This is a genomic window from Dyadobacter sp. NIV53 (assembly GCF_019711195.1).
In the GTDB taxonomy this organism is placed as follows: Bacteria; Bacteroidota; Bacteroidia; order Cytophagales; family Spirosomataceae; genus Dyadobacter.
Window position 1 is genome coordinate 5,296,279 of sequence record NZ_CP081299.1, and the last position, 16,560, is coordinate 5,312,838.

12 protein-coding genes and 1 pseudogene are annotated in these 16,560 nt (G+C 39.0%); 7 read left to right on the forward strand and 6 right to left on the reverse strand.

Features of this window, described 5'->3' with window-relative positions; all coding sequences use genetic code 11:
- The first annotated feature begins 68 nt into the window (after positions 1 to 68).
- Positions 69 to 1,688: a SulP family inorganic anion transporter gene (locus tag KZC02_RS21950; protein ID WP_310590341.1), complete on the forward strand. Its 1,620-nt coding sequence runs from the start codon at positions 69 to 71 to the stop codon at positions 1,686 to 1,688.
- Positions 1,689 to 1,863: 175 nt separating this feature from the next.
- Here the strand turns inward: KZC02_RS21950 and KZC02_RS21955 are convergent, their stop codons facing one another.
- The 4 genes from KZC02_RS21955 to KZC02_RS21970 all read right to left on the reverse strand — a co-directional run bounded on the left by KZC02_RS21955 (position 1,864) and on the right by KZC02_RS21970 (position 7,898).
- A complete protein-coding gene (locus KZC02_RS21955; protein ID WP_221390651.1) occupies positions 1,864 to 2,913 on the reverse strand; it encodes a mechanosensitive ion channel family protein in 1,050 nt (349 codons plus the stop codon).
- A complete protein-coding gene (locus tag KZC02_RS21960) occupies positions 2,910 to 3,734 on the reverse strand; it encodes an N-acetylmuramoyl-L-alanine amidase-like domain-containing protein (protein WP_221390652.1) in 825 nt (274 codons plus the stop codon). The genes KZC02_RS21955 and KZC02_RS21960 overlap by 4 nt, the downstream gene beginning before the upstream one ends.
- A 109-nt stretch (positions 3,735 to 3,843) precedes the next feature.
- Entirely contained in the window at positions 3,844 to 5,838 is a 1,995-nt protein-coding gene (locus tag KZC02_RS21965) for a site-specific recombinase (protein ID WP_221390653.1), read from the reverse strand.
- Between the two features lie 302 nt (positions 5,839 to 6,140).
- Positions 6,141 to 7,898, reverse strand: coding sequence for an alpha-amylase family protein (locus KZC02_RS21970; RefSeq protein WP_221390654.1), 1,758 nt, complete (start codon positions 7,896 to 7,898; stop codon positions 6,141 to 6,143).
- Between the two features lie 226 nt (positions 7,899 to 8,124).
- On the opposite strand from KZC02_RS21970, the gene pgmB reads away from it, so the two are divergent.
- The 4 genes and pseudogenes from pgmB (at position 8,125) to KZC02_RS21990 (ending at position 14,377) form a co-directional block, all read left to right on the forward strand.
- A complete protein-coding gene (gene pgmB, locus KZC02_RS21975; protein ID WP_221390655.1) occupies positions 8,125 to 8,784 on the forward strand; it encodes a beta-phosphoglucomutase in 660 nt (219 codons plus the stop codon).
- 82 nt (positions 8,785 to 8,866) lie between these two features.
- A complete protein-coding gene (locus KZC02_RS21980; RefSeq protein WP_221390656.1) occupies positions 8,867 to 11,191 on the forward strand; it encodes a glycoside hydrolase family 65 protein in 2,325 nt (774 codons plus the stop codon).
- A gap of 107 nt (positions 11,192 to 11,298) precedes the next feature.
- A pseudogene (locus KZC02_RS21985) lies at positions 11,299 to 11,990 on the forward strand (DUF1080 domain-containing protein).
- 119 nt (positions 11,991 to 12,109) lie between these two features.
- Complete coding sequence (locus KZC02_RS21990; RefSeq protein ID WP_221390657.1) at positions 12,110 to 14,377, forward strand: tetratricopeptide repeat protein; 2,268 nt, start codon at positions 12,110 to 12,112, stop codon at positions 14,375 to 14,377.
- 151 nt (positions 14,378 to 14,528) lie between these two features.
- On the opposite strand, the gene KZC02_RS21995 is transcribed toward KZC02_RS21990, so the two are convergent.
- On the reverse strand, positions 14,529 to 14,903 hold the full coding sequence (locus tag KZC02_RS21995; protein ID WP_221390658.1) for a response regulator: 375 nt from the start codon (positions 14,901 to 14,903) through the stop codon (positions 14,529 to 14,531).
- Positions 14,904 to 15,287: 384 nt separating this feature from the next.
- On the opposite strand from KZC02_RS21995, the gene KZC02_RS22000 reads away from it, so the two are divergent.
- Entirely contained in the window at positions 15,288 to 15,578 is a 291-nt protein-coding gene (locus KZC02_RS22000) for a YtxH domain-containing protein (protein ID WP_221390659.1), read from the forward strand.
- A gap of 60 nt (positions 15,579 to 15,638) precedes the next feature.
- Positions 15,639 to 15,962, forward strand: coding sequence for a hypothetical protein (locus KZC02_RS22005; protein ID WP_221390660.1), 324 nt, complete (start codon positions 15,639 to 15,641; stop codon positions 15,960 to 15,962).
- An 11-nt stretch (positions 15,963 to 15,973) separates the two neighbouring features.
- Here KZC02_RS22005 and KZC02_RS22010 read toward each other — a convergent pair whose 3' ends face one another.
- Positions 15,974 to 16,390: a response regulator gene (locus tag KZC02_RS22010; RefSeq protein ID WP_221390661.1), complete on the reverse strand. Its 417-nt coding sequence runs from the start codon at positions 16,388 to 16,390 to the stop codon at positions 15,974 to 15,976.
- Between the last annotated feature and the right edge of the window lie 170 nt (positions 16,391 to 16,560).

Here is a 16,560-nt window from a genome sequence, read left to right on the forward strand (position 1 = left end):
TTAAGTACCTGTTTTTTATGTCTAGTTTTTTAGAAGTTGATATGTCTGATTCTAATCTGATCTAAAAAATGATGAAGTCAGCACTGAGAAAGCCTGCAACTGGTGTAGTTGGGTTAAAGGAAAACTGGAAGGCTGATCTGTTATCTGGTTTTTTGGTCTCGCTCATTGCTTTGCCATTAAGTTTAGGTATTGCTGGTGCAAGTAACTTTCCTCCGATTATGGGAGTGGTGAGTGCTATTGTTGGAGGCATTGTTGTTTCGTTTTTTACAAATTCAGAATTAACTATAAAAGGTCCTGCGGCTGGTCTTATTGTAATTGTTGCAGGAGCAGTTGACGAACTTGGAAAAGGAAACCCGGTTGCTGGATGGCATCTTGCCTTAGGAGCTATTGTTGTTGCGGGTATTATACAAGTATTAATGGGCGTTTTTAAACTCCCGAGATTTGCGGATTTCTTTCCATTGTCAGCCGTATACGGTATGCTGGCTGCAATAGGGATCATTATCATGTCAAAGCAGCTTCATCTTGCAGTTGGTATTGCGCCTTCTGAATTAAAAGGTAAAGAACCGCTTGAATTGATTAAAATGGTTCCGCACAGTCTGTTACAAATGGAATACCATATTGCGATCATCGGCCTGGTTAGTCTGATGATCATGTTTGGATGGAAATATCTGTCTTTTTCATTCTTTAAAAAATTGCCGCCTGCATTGGTTGTTTTAGTTGTTTCGGTTTTACTTGGTCAGTTCTTTCATTTATTTGAACCTGCTTACCGGGATTTCAAACCACTGATCAATCCGGGTGATTTTACACTTGCATACAATGTAGATTTTGGTGGAATGAAAGGAGATTTGCTTCCCGTTTTCATAAAGTTCGTTGCAATGTTTGCGCTGGTTGGAAGTCTTGAATCGTTGCTAACTGTTAAAGCGATCGATCTTTTGGATCCATTCAAACGCAGGGCTGATTTAAGCAGGGACGTAGTAGCAGTTGGTATAGGTAATATAGTGGCAGGTTTTATTGGCGGTTTTCCAATGATTTCAGAAGTAGCGAGAAGTTCTGCTAATATTAATAATGGTGGTAAAACACGCTGGGCTAATCTATTTCATGGAATATTTCTTTTAATATTTGTGGTTGCACTTTCCCCGCTTGTTAAAATGATTCCTGTTGCAGCTTTGGCGGCGATGTTAATATTTGTAGGTTTTCGCCTGGCTTCTCCAATGGAATTTAAACACGTTTATTACATTGGTAAAGAGCAGCTTGTTATATTTTTAGTAACTATTGCAGTCACATTGAGTACTGATTTGCTGATAGGTATTGCAGCTGGAATTATTACCAAAATAATTATCCAGTTGTATTACGGTGTAAAGCTTTCCCACATATTTTCGCCAAAAGTTGAGATACGTGTCAATAATGAAGTGTATTTCGTGGACGTACCAAGAGCAGCTGTATTTACAAATTATTTGAGTCTTAAAGGTAAATTGGAATCGATACCAAAAGGTAAAAACGTACATGTCGATTTTTCAGATTCACCTTATGTCGATCATACCGTAATGGAAAATGTTACCCGCTTCAAAAATGATTACGAGCAATCGGGAGGGCACATGGAACTGATAGGTTTTGAACATCATATAACACTATCCGACCACCCGCTTGCTGCCAGAAAAAATCAGAAGAGGGAAACAATACTGAGTTAAATTAGATTTAGTTAGATGAGTAGTAAGGAAAAATGGCCTCCGAGATTTTGGAGGCCATTTTTTTGTTACAACGGGTTCACGCAGAATTAATGGAGTTTTGCGCAGAGTTTCGCAGAATAGCCATTAAAAACTCCCAGTTCTCTGCGTAAAACTCTCTTTAACTCTGCGTGATACTTTACCCCTTCTCCTCCACCCTGAAACTTGGCAGAGCATCCGGGAATTCCTGTATAATATATTCAATCATTTTTTCACGCACATAACATCTGAGATCAAAAGCCTGGGAAGAACTTCTGGCCGACATAATAGCTCTTACCACCATCCATTGCGCGTTCGTATCTGTTACCTGCAAAGCAAAAGAGCGTCCATCCCAGAGCGGTGTACTTAGCAGGATTTCTTCCAGTTTTGTCCTTAACTTATCAACTGGTGTATTGTAGTTCAAATTAAAAAAAGCAGTGCCTATCAGATTACTTTCATTTCTGGTCCAGTTCTGGAAAGGCTTTTCGATAAAATAGGTAATGGGTAGGACCAACCTGCGCAAATCCCAGATATTGACAACTACATAAGTAAGATTAATTTCTTCAATCCGGCCCCATTCACCTTCTACAATTACCACATCATCAATTTTAATGGGCTGTGTAAATGCGATTTGTATTCCTGCCAAAAGATTTCCAAGTGATTTTTGCGCGGCAAAACCAATAATTACACTGAAAATACCAGCCGAAGTAAGAATACCAATTCCATACTGGCGCACACTGTCAAAACTAAGAAGCAGGATAGAAACGCCAATCAGGATGATCAGAATGATAATAATGCGCTTGATAAACTTGATTTTGGTAAACATACGCCGCGCGTAATTATTGTCTTCCGTTTCAAAATCAAGTTGTTCAATCAGTATCTTTTCAATGATTATGACAATCCTGGTCATGAGCCAGGTAGTGACCGCAATTAGCATTGTTTTGCTGATTGCATGTGTCCATTCATAATCAGGATGGGAGAGGGAATAAGTTTTGGTAACGGTTGTAATGAGAACCAGTGGCACAAAAAAGCAAAGCACATTGGTCAGGTTCTGGCTTACAGCTCTTACAACTACCCAGTCTTTTTTTGAAGCGGTCAGTTTTATAAGCTTGATCACAACAATGCTGATTATAAAACCAATCACGCCAGCCAGGAAAAGTATAAGCCAGGGTGTGTTCTTATAATTCAGCAGCTCGAAAAAATAATTCATTGATTGTTGTCAGTAAGGCGTGCTACGATCATACCTGTATGTTTGGGTACGGAAGCAACGTATTCTGCAAGAGGAACATTTGATATAATTACTTTTTTACCTGCCAGAGAAGCGTGAATAAGATATGCCCTGCTGCCAACGCGCGTAATCACGCCCATGTGGTTAACGTCCAAACCTTCTACGGCGGAAGTGAATGCTACAATATCACCATCATGCAGCATAGGTTCTGCTTTCTGAATTTCAGCTTTCGGGATATAAGAATGTTCACGGCTGTTGATCAGGTTTTCCTGCTCTTTGACTTTTTCCCATGCAGAAGTTTCTGCAAGTGCAGGATACAAATTGGCATGGTTAGTCATAAAATTGATTTCCTTTTTATACGGAACACCGCCTACTTTTTCAGTTATATCTTCTAGACGTCCGCGTTTTTCATTTTCATAGAGCCAGTCCAGAATGTAATGAAGGCGGGATGGATATCCGTCAATAATCCCGTCACGGTAGCGTAGTTTGGTAAGCTCATTTTTATAACCCTCAAAAGTCGGATTTTCGGTTTTGGCAACTGCCAGTGCTATCGAACTTTCAACGAGTGTGGTGCAGTCAAGCCCGTCAAATTTGCATACAAGCCTTTCCGTTGGATTTCCTTCCAGCGTACCGCCTACGTAAGGCATTCCTAAAAAGGATTCGCTCATACGAAGCATTTTGGTTCCCATTTCCCTGCTGTCAGCCACATCCATTTTCTGGTTGAAAACCTTTTGCAAATTCGACTGTGCCATCATGCTCGTTGATAGCATCAGGAAAATACTGGAAATTAATATTCTGATCATATTGGTAATTCAATACGGACAATGTATCCGGTTGTGTAATGAGTGAAATTCGCGATAAAAGTAATTTTTTCTAATAAGTAAAATTAGCAACGAATTGCCTGTTTACAAGCTATATCTGTCTGCTAACGTGTGTTTCCTGCAATTCTTCACTGTTCATCTCCTTATTTTTAACAGGAAAAAAGAATGCCAGTCCGTGATGGAAAAATTGCCAGGCCAAATTTCCAAACAAACTCTTTACTTCACTAAATTTTGCATTACGTGATTTTAGTGCGAACGCAATGGAAAGCCCAAAACTAACCAGAACGTTCATGATTCCAATACAGGTTATGCCAATGATCGAATTAATCCAGAGATCAGCCGAAATCTGGTTTTCCAGACTGGAAACAGCTATTCCAAAGTTTCCTGATGCAAAAGTAATATGGCGGATATCCAATGGCAATCCAAGCGTAAATCCAATTGCACTGGTGGATCCGAGAAAAACACCAAGAAAGAAATTTCCAGCCAGTGCACCAAAATTTCTTTCAAAATAGCCAGCAATACGATTCAGTCTTTCCTGACCAAATAAACGGATTAGCCGGCGATGGCTCATCAGGCGGATTGAATATTTGTTGTAAATCCATTTATTTTCATAATATCCTGATATCAAGCCGGATAGCATTAAGTAAACGCCGGCCAATGCAGCATGTGGAAGTGCCAGACTTTCCCATGCATTCAATTCTCCGATCAGCCTGAAAGCTTTTGCAGGATCAGCGATATGATGACCAAGAGCCGAAAAATACAATTTGTCAAGCCCGTAAGCAACTGGAAAAGCTATAAGTGCATTTCCAACAAGCGATATAAACTGGCTCCGGATCAGCCTGATTAGTAATTGTGTTGTTTTGTGAAGCCAGTTTGGGTTTTCTCCGTTATTGCTCAAATTTGCTGCAATGGTGGAAGCCGTCATGGCCGGTTGCTTGGTTGCCAGTGTAAATCCTAAAAGATGGATCAGCATGAAACCAATGGAATAATTAATACTATAAAAGAATGCTTCCCAGAAAATAGGCAAATGCTGAAAATATAACCTGGTTTTATCGCCGCACAAAAATGCTACAATCGCACCTCCGCCAAGTGCCTTTCCAAACAATTTCCAATAAGCGATTTTGTCCGATGCAATGTAATGTTCACCGGTTTTGGAAGTATTCTCAATGACTTTGAAGGTCAGTAATTCCAGATTGGTTGAAAAATGTTTACGCAAACTGTATTTTGTATTCTCAGCATAAACAAATTCCTTTAATAACTGCGTGATGATCAGCCACTTTCTGTATTGATCGTTGGTTTGCAGTAATTCCAGTAACTGTGCAAGGCGTTTGAGGTGTTGTTCCGGTTGCCGTACCAGAGAAGTTAATTGTAAACTGATGCCGAAAACATCTTTATGTTTATAAATGTAACTGATCTGGCTGTTACACTGGCTGATCATTACAAGAATATGCTTGTAATCATTATTGCCTGACGACGCAAAATCATTAGAATTTAATGCTTTTTCTACGTAAAAGATCACCTCCCGGTTCAGACCCAGAAATGGTGAATCAAGATCGTCGACACGAGGGATTTTGGAAACAACTTCGGGCTCAATTCCCAGCGTTGCGGCTCTTTGCGCAAGTATAAGAATGGCATTTAAGACTTCCTTTTCAATGTACTTAACGACTGACGGATTAGTATCAATAAAAATTCCTTCAAAGAAATCAATCCAGTTTTCGTCAGGAATTGCCTTAACCCATTGATAATCTTTCTTATGATTAAAAAGATTGTCAAACTGCGTACGTAGCTCATCAGCTTCATTGACCGGCGGTAAAAATTTAAAACTCAGCCTGGCGGAAGCATCAGAAAAAAAACCTTTGTTGGAACCAATTTCAGATTCAGTAAGCAGGGAAACAAATTTGGTAGAAAAGAGAATAGAAAGTATTTGTTCGGAAATGAGGTCTTTCTCACGACGATCAAGTAGTATACTGCCTAGAACTTCTGAAAAGGAGTTATTTTTAGCAGATTTGTTTTTCCAACGGTTACGGATTATCTCAATTAATTTCCCGACGTAATCAATCCGGTCCGATAGTAAAGCGTTATCCATATTAAAGATTTAAAACGTTCGCTTATACGAAATTGGACAACTACCCATTCGTAACCTGGTCATAGCGGGAAGCTACAATCATGTATTTTCAGCTTAAATAAGCTTTCAATTATTAAGCCAGCAGCAGGTTTTTACTATGCCTGTTTAGGTAAATTTAGACATTCTTTGACATGGAAAGATGGAATTATGTCTATTGTTCAAAAACACGTTTAAATTATACCATTACGTAATAAACAATCATGCAACGCGTTCCAAACATTTTTTTGCAGCGCGTTGCATGATTGTTTTAAATTGTCAGTAAACTACTTATCTGTGATTTCGTAAACAATGACTGAACATGGAGGCAGGTCAACCTGAATGCCACCGGATGTAATTTCGGAAGCAGGAATTATCCGTTTTAGTGCTGATGCCGGAAAAACGGGCTTTAATTTATAAGAGCTTGTTATGTTTAAATTAAATGAATTTGTCCAGGCATCCTGAGGAATTCGAACAGATGTTTCGTAGTTCTTTTCTTTATCAAAATTATAGATGAAAAGAAGCTTTTGATTGTCGGTGTAACGTACGTAACTGTAAATGCGGTCTTTATCATAATTATAACACTGCCCGTCAATATTAAAGTATTGAAGGTCATAAAACAGGCCAGCGTAAACCGCTTCGTTGTCAGTAACAAAGTGATTAAGGCTTTCATAAAATACCCGTAGCTCTTTCTGATTGCCAGTCAGTTTTTCAAGATTATATTTCCCGCCGTTAATCCATTGCTGAAATTCCGGAACGCCCCAATAATCAAATATAGTCGTGCGTCCGTCATTGCCCTGAAATCCTTCTGATTCAGTAGGAGTTACACCAATTTCCTGGCCAAAATACAGCATCAATGGTCCCGTATGCATGGTAGCGCTCAATGTCATGGCCGGTATAGCAACCCACGGATTACCCGCAAAATAAGTAGATGCAATACGCTGTTCGTCATGATTTTCTAAAAAACGAAGCATATTCTGACTAATATCGCCAGATTCCCTTTGCCATAAACGTGTAATATCTTCTGCACTTCCGCGGCCTTCCATCAGTTCCCTGAGCAGGTTGTACAATCCGACTTTATCGTACAGATAATCAAATTTTCCTATTTTGATGTAGTTGTGGTATTCATAGGAATTATAAATTTCTGCAATAAATATAATTTCAGGATTTACCTTTTTTATTTCAGGAATGACCCAGCCCCAAAATTCTACCGGCACCATCTCGGCCATGTCACATCTGAAACCATCCACTCCCTTTTTTGCCCAGAAAACAAGAATATCACGCATCTTCAACCAGGTAGATGGAACAGGGTCAAAATAACTTGCCCTGTTATTCAGATAATCCACGCCATAGTTCAGCTTTATCGTTTCGTACCAGTCATATTGGCTTGGCTGTGCCCGGAAAACATCATTTCCTGTTGCTTTTGCGGGCCGTTCGTGATATGGTGCATCTACTTTAACAGGCGGTTTGTGGCCTTCCGGAACAATAAAATCCTGCTGCGGAATATAGTAAAAGTTGTTCTGAGGATTAAAAGCAAGTGTTATATCGTCATCTTCGCCAAAATCCTTGACCCGGATGGAATCATCCGTGGAGCGAATAATAGAATGATACTGGCGGGCAACATGATTGGGTACAAAATCTATAATTACTTTCAGGTTATGCTGATGCGTTCTGTTTACCAATGCTTCAAACTCACTCATTCTGTTAGTTACAACAACAGCCAGATCAGGATCAACATCGTAATAATCTTTAATTGCATAGGGAGAGCCGGCGATTCCTTTCACGATAAGCGGATGGTCATTTGGAATTCCGTATTGGGAGTAATCGGTTAAGGTGGCATGTTTTATCACACCTGTATACCATATATGTGTACTTCCAAATTCTTTCAGAGCGGCAAGCGCGGTATCTGTAAAATCATTGAACTTACCAGAGCCGTTTTCTTCTATGCTGCCAAAATATTTATTCGTTGTATTCTGATTGCCAAATAATCTTGTAAAAACCTGATAGACGATGAATTTATCTTTGTTAATTCCTGATTGAGCCATTTTATTTTTAATAGATTGATGCTGATTGATTTCTTCTAACTTCTACACAAATCGTCATTTTATTGCACAAACTGATGTTTCTACATTACTTATCTGACATTTGGTTTTACATCTGTTTTACTTTTTGCAGAGCAAAGTGTATAGTTACAACCGTGCCATTGCAAAGTCTTCTACTTTCGTTCCTATTATTTTTTACTATTTTGCAAGATATTAAATTTGAAATGATATGCCCGCAATTAAAGCTTGCCTTTTTGATCTTGACGGAGTTATTGTAGATACTGCCAGATTTCATTATATCGCCTGGCGCCAGTTGGCCAATGACCTTGGATTTGATTTAAGTGAAGAGGAAAACGAAAAGTTAAAAGGAATAAGCCGCATGGAATCGCTGGAAATTATCCTGGCAATCGGTGGAGTGGAATTAAGTGAAGAAGAAAAATCAGAACGTGCTGCTGTTAAAAATACCAGATACCTGGAACTTTGCATGCAAATGACACCGGACGATACATTACCGGGAGTACGCCGGTTTTTGGACGAATTGAAATCAGCTTCTATTAAAATCGGTCTGGGATCGGCGAGTAAAAATGCAAAAGTAATATTGGATAGAATTGATATGTTGTCCTACTTCGAAACCATTGTGGATGGCAACCGGGTTACAAAAGGCAAGCCGGATCCACAGGTATTTTTGATGGGAGCAGCGGATTTGCAAACATTACCTGAGAATTCTGTGGTTTTTGAAGATGCAGTTGCGGGAGTTCAGTCGGCGAAAGCGGCCGGAATGCTGGCAGTTGGGATCGGTGAAAAATCGGTACTGACAGAAGCGGATATCGTTGTTCCCGGATTCAGGGATTTTCAACTGGCCGATCTCCTGGAAGCATTTGAAAAGTAAAATGACTTTTCTATAATCTGTTTTGAAATAATTGATCAAAAAGCCGTTGGTTCACAGCTGACAGCTGATAGCTAATAAAAAAATGAAAAATTATATAACACACGATGAATGGTGCATAGTCGAAGATGGCTTTCATGCTGCCAATAATGAAATTACCGAAAGTTTGATGAGCCTGGGAAATGGACGTATGGGTCAGAGAGGTAATTTCGAAGAAAAATATTCCGGTAAAACTTTACAGGGAAATTATGTTGCAGGCGTATATTTTCCTGACAAAACAAGGGTAGGCTGGTGGAAAAACGGCTACCCCGATTATTTTGCCAAAGTGCTCAATGCCTGTAACTGGATTGGGATTGATGTCAAAATAGGGGATGAAGTCCTGGATCTGAACACTTGCGAAGTAGAAGATTTTCGCCGTGTACTCAACATGAAAGAAGGTGTTCTGGAACGAAATGCAACAGTGATTTTACCAGATGGAAAACGTCTTAAAATTCATTCAAAACGGTTTTGCAGCATGGCCGATGACCAGTCGGGTGCTATCAGATATAGCCTTACACCGCTGAATTTTAGTGATAACTTTGTCGTAACTCCTTATCTGGATGGCAACATTCGTAACCGCGATTCCAATTACGACGAAACTTTCTGGGATGAGATTCATAAAGAAACAAGTTTTTCAGAAGGCTATCTGATCCTGGAAACAAAAAAGAATCCGTACGGTGTAGAACAATTCCAGGTTGCTACCGGCATGGCATTCGATATCAGGATCAATGACCTTAAAACAGATTACCAGTCCTTACCTGTAAGGCAGGAAAAATATGTTGCAGGAACGGTACACCTTCATGTTCAGGAAGGAAAAGAACTTGTAGTTTACAAATATGGCGTAAATCTGTCTTCAACCAATTATTCTCCGGAATCCATACTCGCAGAAACCAAAACGTATCTGGCTGCCATTTACAGAAAGGGTTTTGATCAGTTATTATCTGAACAAATTGAGGCCTGGGCGGAGAAATGGGAGAAAAATGATATTACTATTGATGGAGATATTGCTGCTCAGCAGGGTATCCGGTTCAATATTTTTCATCTTGGACAAACCTATACGGGAGAAGATGAGCGCCTGAATATCGGGCCAAAAGGATTTACCGGAGAAAAATACGGCGGAAGTACCTATTGGGATACCGAGGCATATTGTATACCTTTTTATCTGGCAACAGCAGAACAGAAAGTCGCGCGCAATTTATTGGTTTACAGATATAAACATTTGCAAAAAGCCATCGAAAATGCTGAAAAACTAGGTTTTAAGGACGGAGCCGCACTTTATCCGATGGTAACGATCAATGGTGAAGAATGTCATAATGAGTGGGAAATTACTTTTGAAGAGATCCACCGGAACGGCGCGATTGCTTATGCCATTTATGATTACACAAAATATACAGGCGACGAAACTTACTTACACGAATTCGGCCTGGAAGTACTGATCGGTATTTCAAGGTTCTGGAAGCAAAGAATTAATTGGTCTAAGGAAAAAGGACAGTACGTAATGCTGGGAGTAACAGGCCCAAATGAATACGAAAATAACGTAAACAACAACTGGTATACCAATTACATTGCTTGCTGGACACTGCGCTATACCCTGGAAGCAATTGGCAAGCTGTGGACAACCAATACAACCCGGCTGAATGAAATTATTATCCAGACCCATTTTAACCTGAATAGCGAAATGGCTGACTGGAAGCATATTGTAGACAATATGCACTATCCGTATGACAGCACTAAAAAAGTCTATTTACAACAGCAGGGTTTTTTAGATAAAGAGATACTGACTGTGGACGATATTGCAGATCAGCGCCCTATTAACCAGAACTGGTCATGGGACAGGATATTGAGATCGTGTTTTATCAAACAGGCTGATGTATTACAGGGTTTATATTTCTTTGAAGATGAATTTAACCTGGATGATATAAAGAGAAATTTTGAGTTCTACGAGCCCATGACGGTTCACGAATCTTCACTTTCTCCGTGTGTACATGCCATACTGGCTGCAAAAATAGGTTTTAAGGATAAGGCATACGAAATGTATGTACGCACAGCGAGGCTTGATCTGGACGATTATAATAACGATACAGAAGACGGCCTGCACATTACTTCCATGGCTGGAACCTGGATGAGTGTTGTAAAAGGTTTTGCGGGACAACGGATTAAAAACGGGATTTTGGAGCTGAATCCTTACATACCAGCTCAGTGGAATGCGTATTCGTTCAGGATTGGATTTCAGGGGTCATGGTTAAAGATTGAGGTTACGCAGGATGGTGTGATGGTCCAGAATACGTCCGAAAAGGATCTGACTTTATGCATTCACGATCAGAAGCTTTTCGTGGCAGCGAATGCGACGGTATTTAAACAGGCCATTTAAATAATGAAACAAGGCAGTAATTTTAGTTAACTCATTACTTAGTAAATTAATATTTTAACTAACTATTGCACCATGAGAAGGATTTTTTTACTGCCTTGTTTTATATTATGACTGTCTTTTCAGTATTCAGTCAAAGTGCTAACTCTTTGTCTCAGCAAGAAAAAAGGAAGGCTGGAAATTACTTTTTACAGGAAAAGACTTTAAAGGATGGCATGCATACGGAGGAAACATACCTGGTTCAGCCTGGAAAATTGATCAGGGTGCTATAAAGCTGGATGTTCCTGAACGTGCCGGAAACAAGGCAAAAAATGGAGGCGATATTGTTACAGACCAGGTCATCAATGGCGACTTTGAATTTAAAGCCGATTGGAAAGTGAGCAAGTTTGCTAACAGCGGGATATTTTTCTTTGTGAAAGAAGATCCAAAGTACAAGAACATGCATGATACCGGACTGGAATTACAGGTAACTGATAATGCTATTTATGATGGTGCTAAGGAAAATACACATCGCGCTGGTGATTTTTTCAGCGTAGCCAATGCACGGCTTCGGGAAATTAATCCGGTTGGCGAGTGGAACCAGGTACATTTTATCATGAAAAAGAATCAATTAACAGTATATCTGAATGGTTTTATGGTTCAGGAACACGATATCGCTGGTGCAGACTGGAAAAAGCGTATTTCAGAAAGCAGTTTGAAAAATGCACCTGTTGCAAAAGGTGTATATTCCGGCCTGATCGGTTTGCAGGATTGGGGCAGCAGCGTCTGGTACCGGAATGTTAAAATCCGCGTTTATAATTAGTAGTAATATTATTATGGAATTAAATTATATTTTACGTTTAAAGTAATAATATTTGTTATTCGAAATTGATTTTCTAATTCATTTCTGGTAGGTTAGTAGTTGCGCCACCCTCTCATGTTATGGTCTTGAACGGTTACAAACTACTCTTTTTTGTCTTGCTGACGGTCGCCGTTTCCTACAAGCCTTGCTCAGCGCAGGATTTTAGTGAATGCCAGAGACTGGTCAAAGAACTATTGCCGGTTTTCAACCAGTCGTTTGAAGATAACGACCCTACTTTACTTCACGACGAAACCTATCAGCGTACTTTACGCCAGCTACAGGTAGCTTTTACAAAATACAATAAGGAATCCTTTTTATCTTCGGATTCAGTACAGCGGATGAATAATGAGGCAGTAATATTGGCCTTGTCAGGTAATCCATACAAAGCCATGCACATGATGGAAGATCTGGAATTAGCCGGTCAGGATGCTTATTTTCATTATAACCGTGGATTGTTCAGCTTACTGAGCGGAAAATACCAGGCAGCGAGAAATGATTTTGCTGATGCTCCGTCCAATTCCCAGGCGAATCTGAATATGCTTTTTTCGTATGCCAAACAGAAAAAGTATCTGGAAGGAAAAGATTTTGCATCCACAGCATCCGGCAAAAATTCCGGAGGAAAGTGGAATTATAATGTAGGTATGATCCACAAATTTGACGGTAATTTCCCCGAAGCAGTTGATGAAATTTCTTCTGCCATCCGTCAGAAAGATGACGTAATTGCTTACCGTTTGCAAAGAGGAGATTTGCTCATGAGGATTGGCAGCCAGAAAAAAGCGGTAAAGGATTTTGAAAAAGTTGCCAGACGCCATCCAAAAGCACAGATCAGATATGCCAATGCATTATTATCTCTCAGCCGGTTTGAAGAGGCAAAGGCCGTATTTGAAAAATATCTGGAAAGTGAGGACAAAAAATTCCGGGGTGATGCATATCTGGGTATGGCTCATTCTTACTATGGCCTCAAACTGATCCCGGAAGCGCAGCGATATTACAGACTGGCTTCAGCAACAAAAAGGGAAACCCTTGCGCTACTATCAGGAATTGCCAACACCCATCTTTCAAAACATGAATATCAAACTGCATTTAATCTTTTTGATAAAGTAATCAGGAAAGACACTACTTATTTGCAGGCTTATCTGGGTAGGGCTGTTGCTTATTACGGCCTGGGAAAGTATGATATGGCACTAAAAGATTTCAAAAAGGCAGAAAGGGCCATGGATGAGAATAACAGTTTTTTTGCTGATCTGTTTGTGACCAAAGCATTTTCTGAATATTATCTTAACAAATCGAAAGAAGCTGAGGAGGATTTCAGGAAAGCAATACGCCTTGACGCAACCAGATTTGAGGCTCTGGCAGGTTTGAGCAGCATCATGATCGACCGGAAAAGCTATTCGGAAGCTGGCCAGTATTTGGCAAAAGCGTTACAATATGAGCAGAATTATGACAAAATGTGGAGCAATTACGGAAACCTGCTTTTACATTTTGATATGTTTAAGAAAGGTTATCAGGTCTTTAAAAAGGCAATATCCCTTAACCGGGAAAATATCAATGCACAAAATGGATGGGGTGTAGTATTACTGGAAAATGACCAGCTTGATAAGTCTATGTCGCTTTTTGATAGCTTGGTTAAAGAGAATCCTGAGCTTCCTTTCCTGCAGAATAACCATGGCATTGTGCAATCGTATATTGGAAACAGACATGAACAGCGCCGGCAGATAGACCAGGCCAATACGCGCTATGAAGGAGCATTTGCAGATTTTAAAAAAGCATTGGAAGTAGCGCCTGCACGAAAATTTTATAACGTGAATCAGGGAAATGTGTACCGGTACTGGCAACAGTACGAAGAAGCGAAACTAAGTTACCAGAGTTATCAGGATAAAAGCGCGCTTAATAATACTGCGGTAATGTATGCAGGGCAGGAGAACTTTAAAGATGCAAAATATTACCTGGGCATTGCGATTGAAATCGACTCGTTACAACGGGTTTTTCAATATAACATGACAATACTTGTAAAAGGAAAACAAAAGGAAATGATGCGACTGGTAGCGTCTAATGAGGACAGCCCTTTTTCAGATATTGGCATTAAATATAGCAGGGATGGTTTTGTAACGATTTACCTGTATGACTATGATTACGATAAATTGTCGTTTCCCGGGCGTCACTATATGCCACTGCCTGTTGCAGAATACAATGAAGACTATTTTATCCCAGATTATGACTTTAAGTTAATGCCTTATGAAAAGCATAAAAACCTGATAAAAGTAAAAAAAGTGAGATATAAAGAGCAAAAAGTAAAAATGCCGGGAGGCAGAGGCAAATCAGGCACGAAATGTCCGGTATTCAGGTAAATGCCGGTATAAATATTATTGAATGCAAATGTAAATGAGTAAGAAATTCCACAGAGTATTCTCAGCATCTCTGGTATAGAGATATTTTTTCATTCATTTTATATGCACTCGTACAAATCTGTAATCGTTAAATAAACGTTTTGTCCTATAATCAGACCATTGGTGAATCGAATATATTCTGTACTTCGGCAAAACTGATCGGTTTATCCAAAAAGAAATCAGCTCCGTTTTTAATGGCCTCTTCCCGTAGATTTGTCATAGCACTCATCATGACAATACGTGTGTGATTTTCATTTTTAGCATAACTTTTAATGCTTTTAATTTCATTAATTCCTTTGCCATCAGGAAGGTTGTTATCCATAAATACCCAATCAGGGTCGATTTGCTTAATACAATTAATGCCCTCAGTAAGCGAAGTAACTAATTTGACTATAGAACCAGGTGCATCAATATTAAATTGTTTTACCAGAAAATTGCGCATCAATATTCCCAAATCTGTTTCATCTTCAATAATTACAATTCTCATGGCCGTCTGTTAAAATAAATATTCATTGACTTAGGTAGATGATGATTAGAGAACTGGTTTTCTAAAAGCTTTATTAGCTACATGTTGTGATCTGTTCTAAATTAAAATAACCTTGCCATGTCCATTTTACAAATTTGTATTTAGCTTAAAAATACAAATAAATTAAAACTCAGATATGTTACATTGTAGAATCCTGTCCCTTATTTTCTCTAAAAGCGTAAATATTTTACCAATAATGAGCAAATGCGTAGTTCAATTCTTACTTCATTGATTTGTAATTTTCTGATTTTCAGTGAAATGCAAATTCAACGGATGCAGCAATAAATTGGTACAGGTTTTTAAATAATATGTTATAAAAAATTAAACACTAAACCATTGCAAGTCATGGCAAATAATAACAGATTTTTTTGGGGAGTGGTTACTGCAACGGCAGTGGGAGCGGTAATCGGTTTACTTTTCGCACCAGACGAAGGAAATAAGACAAGAAAGAAAATAAAGAAAAAAACAAATAGCCTGGCAAGTGAGCTGATCGATGCTTTGGAAAAAAGTAAAGAAAAGGCAGTTGATGTAACCGGAAATCTTAAAGACAAAGCTCAGAAATACAAAGACGAAACGGTTGATACTGCTGAGCAATATGTAGATGATGCTAACGACGAAATAAACAAGTTTAAATAGTGTTTCGGGAAAGTTCTCCCGAAATACTATTTAAACTTACTCAATACTTAAACTGAATTTATGAAAAAGTACGATAATAATTTGCATCACAATGAGCAGAAGCAGACATCGGGTGGGGCAGTAAATCTTATCAAGGATTTGCTGATCGCCAGTTCAGGAAATGCTGCAAGTACCGGCCTTAAATGGGGTGTAGGAACGGCACTTACGAAAACTGTTTTTAGGCGACTGCCAGCTCCTCTAAATTTTGTAGTACCAATTATTGCTGAGAAAATCATTACTAAAGATACTGTTGACAGTGGCAGGGAAATACTTTTAAAAGGCCTTAGATGGGTTAAAAAAGCAACTGATGAAAAGCCGGAAGTTAAACTGCAACCGTATAACTAGAAGCAAAATGATTATTCAGGAAGGGTTGCTGTATCAAGCCAAAACCTTTGAATATTTACAACAACTTCCTTTAACCCTTCGTAACTGGAGGGTTTTATTATGTAACAGTTGGCTCCGTTCTGATAAGCAAAATTTACGTCATCCGGAGAATTAGAGGTACTGAAAATAATGATAGGAATTGTATACCATACAGCCTTACTTCTTATCAGCCTGAGCACTTCACGACCATCCCTTCTGGGCATATTAAGATCTAACAATATCAGCAGCGGATTAGGTTTTTTCTCATCTTCTGAAAGATGATTTACCAGTTGCTCTCCATCTTCAAAAAAAATAACAGGATTGGAAATATTGTTATCTTCAAAAGCAGATTTTACAAGAAAGCGGTCATCGGCATCATCATCTGCCATCAGAATTTGCCGGTCGGTCATACAAATGTTTTATTATTTAAAATATATTTCGATGTAAGCAAATTGAAGAATTATGCTGTCCGGTTGGAATCAACAAATAGAAATAATGGTAAATGTATGGAAGTTTGAGGCTTTTTCAATTTTTACCTTTTGCTGATATATCCCTAAACAGGTCATTTTCTTTTATTAAG